This is a genomic window from Mycobacteriales bacterium, from assembly GCA_035504215.1.
In the GTDB taxonomy this organism is placed as follows: domain Bacteria; phylum Actinomycetota; class Actinomycetes; order JAFAQI01; family JAFAQI01; genus DATAUK01.
In genome coordinates this window covers 1-2,605 of sequence record DATJSI010000144.1, presented here as the reverse complement: position 1 = coordinate 2,605, position 2,605 = coordinate 1, and the positions used below count along the sequence as shown (strand labels likewise).

At 69.3% G+C, this 2,605-nt stretch carries 2 protein-coding genes and 1 pseudogene; all 3 read right to left on the bottom strand.

Annotated elements, in window-relative coordinates:
- On the bottom strand, positions 1-326 hold a 326-nt coding region (locus tag VME70_16805; GenBank protein ID HTW21857.1), incomplete at its 3' end, for a F0F1 ATP synthase subunit beta.
- Between the two features lie 6 nt (positions 327-332).
- Complete coding sequence (locus VME70_16800) at positions 333-1,244, bottom strand: F0F1 ATP synthase subunit gamma (protein HTW21856.1); 912 nt, start codon at positions 1,242-1,244, stop codon at positions 333-335.
- 152 nt (positions 1,245-1,396) lie between these two features.
- Positions 1,397-2,605, bottom strand: a pseudogene (atpA, locus tag VME70_16795) (F0F1 ATP synthase subunit alpha).

The window sequence follows — 2,605 nt, the reverse complement described above, 5'->3', positions numbered from 1 at the left end:
TGCCCCTTGGTGACGTCGCCCACCGGGACCTCGATCGGAGCGCCGGTGTTGATCACCTCGGCGCCGCGGACCAGGCCGTCGGTCGGCTCCAGCGCGATCGCGCGGACCATGTTGTCGCCGATGTGCTGCTCGACCTCCAGGGTCAGCGTCCTCGCCGTCTCCCCCTCGCCGGCGAAGGCGAGATCCACGTGCAGCGCGTAGTAGATCTCCGGCATGTGCTCGGAAGGGAACTCCACGTCGACGACCGGGCCGATGACCCGGGCGACGCGGCCGGTTCCCGTCGCGGTGTCCCCGCTCTCCGCGGGGTTTTCTACGGTGGCGGTCATGGTTGGTTACTCACTCCCTGCGTTCGCATCAGCGAGCGCGTTCGCTCCGCCGACGATTTCGCTGATTTCCGAGGTGATCTCGGCCTGCCGGGCATTGTTCGCTTCCCGGGTCAGCCGGTCTATCAAGTCGTTCGCGTTGTCTGTGGCGGCTTTCATCGCGCGCCGCCGCGCCGCCAGCTCGGAGGCCGCTGCCTCCAGCATGGCGTAGTAGATCCGGCTGGCTATGTACTGGGGCAGCAGCGAGTCGAGCACGATGTCCGTGGACGGCTCGAATTCGTAGGACGGCAGCGGGCCGCCGGGCGGCGGCCCCTCCTTCTCCTCGATTTGCAGGGGCACCAGCCGCCGGACGGCCGGCCGCTGCGTGAGCATCGAGACGAACTCCGTCGACACCAGGTAGATCTCGTCCACCCCGCCCTCGGCGGTCGGGGTCGTGAACGCCTCGAGCAGCGCGGTGGACACCTGCTCCGCGTCAGCGTATGAGGGCCGGACGGAGAAGCCGCTCCACTCGCGCTCGATCGGGATATCACGGAAGCGATGCCAGCCGATGCCTTTGCGGCCCGCCACATAGATGACGTTCTGCACGCCCTCGTCCGTGTTGCGCTGCCGCAGCCTGGCGGACTCGCGCAGCACGTTGGAGTTGTAGCCGCCCGCGAAGCCGCCGTCGCTGGTCAAGACGAGCACCGCTGCCCTGGTGACCGACTCGGGCTCGGAGACCATTGGGTGGTTGAGCGAGCCGGACCGGCTGACCAGCGCCTCCACCGCCGTGGTGAGCTCGCGCGCGTACGGCTCGGCCGCCCGCGTGCGCTGCTGCGCCCTGATGATCCGTGACGACGCGATCAGCTCCTGGGCGCGGGTGATCTTGCCGATCGACTTGACCGCCCTGATCCGCGCCCGGACCACGCGAAGCTGTGCCGCCATGGCGCCTACTCGCCGCCCTCGGCGCTCGAGGCGCCCGAGGCGTCCGCGCCGTCCGAGGCGTCCGAGGCGTCGCCGGACAGGCCCACGCCTTCGGCGGTCGCGCCCGCGGTGTCGCTGTCGCCCGCGGTGTCGTCGGTCGCGCGGTACCTGGCGACCGACTCCTGGGCCGCCTCGCCCTCACCGAGCGGCTCGGCGGCGCTGTCCTCGTCGGACACCAGCAGCTGGCCGCCGGTCACCTCGAACGTCCGGCGGAACCTGTCGATCGTGTCCTTCAGCGCGGTGACGGTGTCCTCAGACAGGTCCTGGGTCTCCCGGATCGCGGCCAGGATGCCCGGCTGCTCACGCCGCAGGTAGTCGAGGAACTCCGTCTCGAAGCGCCTGACGTCCTCGATCGGCACGTCGTCGATCTGGCCGGTGGTGCCCGCCCAGATCGAGACGACCTCCTCCTCGACGGGGAACGGCGAGTACTGCGGCTGCTTCAGCAGCTCGACAAGCCGGGCACCGCGATCGAGCTGGGCGCGGGAGGCCGCGTCGAGGTCGGACGCGAACGCGGCGAACGCCTCCAGGTCGCGGTACTGTGACAGGGACAGGCGCAGGGTGCCCGCGACCTTCTTCATGGCCTTGATCTGGGCGTTGCCGCCGACCCTGGACACCGACTGGCCGACGTTGATGGCCGGCCGGACGCCCGCGTTGAACAGGTCGGTCTCCAGGAAGATCTGCCCGTCGGTGATCGAGATGACGTTCGTCGGGATGTAGGCCGAGATGTCGTTGGCCTTCGTCTCGACGATCGGCAGCCCGGTCATCGAGCCCCCGCCAAGGTCGTCCGACAGCTTCGCGCAGCGCTCGAGAAGCCGCGAGTGCAGGTAGAAAACATCACCGGGGTACGCTTCGCGGCCCGGCGGCCGGCGCAGCAGCAGCGAGATGGCCCGGTACGCCTCGGCCTGCTTGGACAGGTCGTCGAAGACGATGAGGACGTGCTTGCCGTCGTACATCCAGTGCTGGCCGATCGCGCTGCCGGTGTACGGGGCGATGTACTTGTAGCCGCTCGGGTCGGACGCGGGCGCGGCCACGATCGTGGTGTACTCCATCGCCCCGGCCTCTTCAAGAGCCTGCTTGATGGAGGCGATCGTCGAGCCCTTCTGGCCGACAGCGACGTAGATGCAGCGCACCTGGCGCACCGGGTCGCCGGACGCCCAGTTGTCCTTCTGGTTGATGATCGTGTCGATCGCGATCGCGGTCTTGCCGGTCTGCCGGTCGCCGATGATCAGCTGGCGCTGGCCGCGGCCGATCGCGGTCATCGCGTCGATCGCCTTGATGCCGGTCTGCAGCGGCTCCTTCACCGGCTGCCGCTGCACCACCGT

What these genes read in the sequence shown, in the direction of transcription:
- VME70_16800 (HTW21856.1), bottom strand. Translation starts at nt 1,244, where the DNA reads ATGGCGGCACAGCTTCGCGTGGTCCGGGCGCGGATCAGGGCGGTCAAG.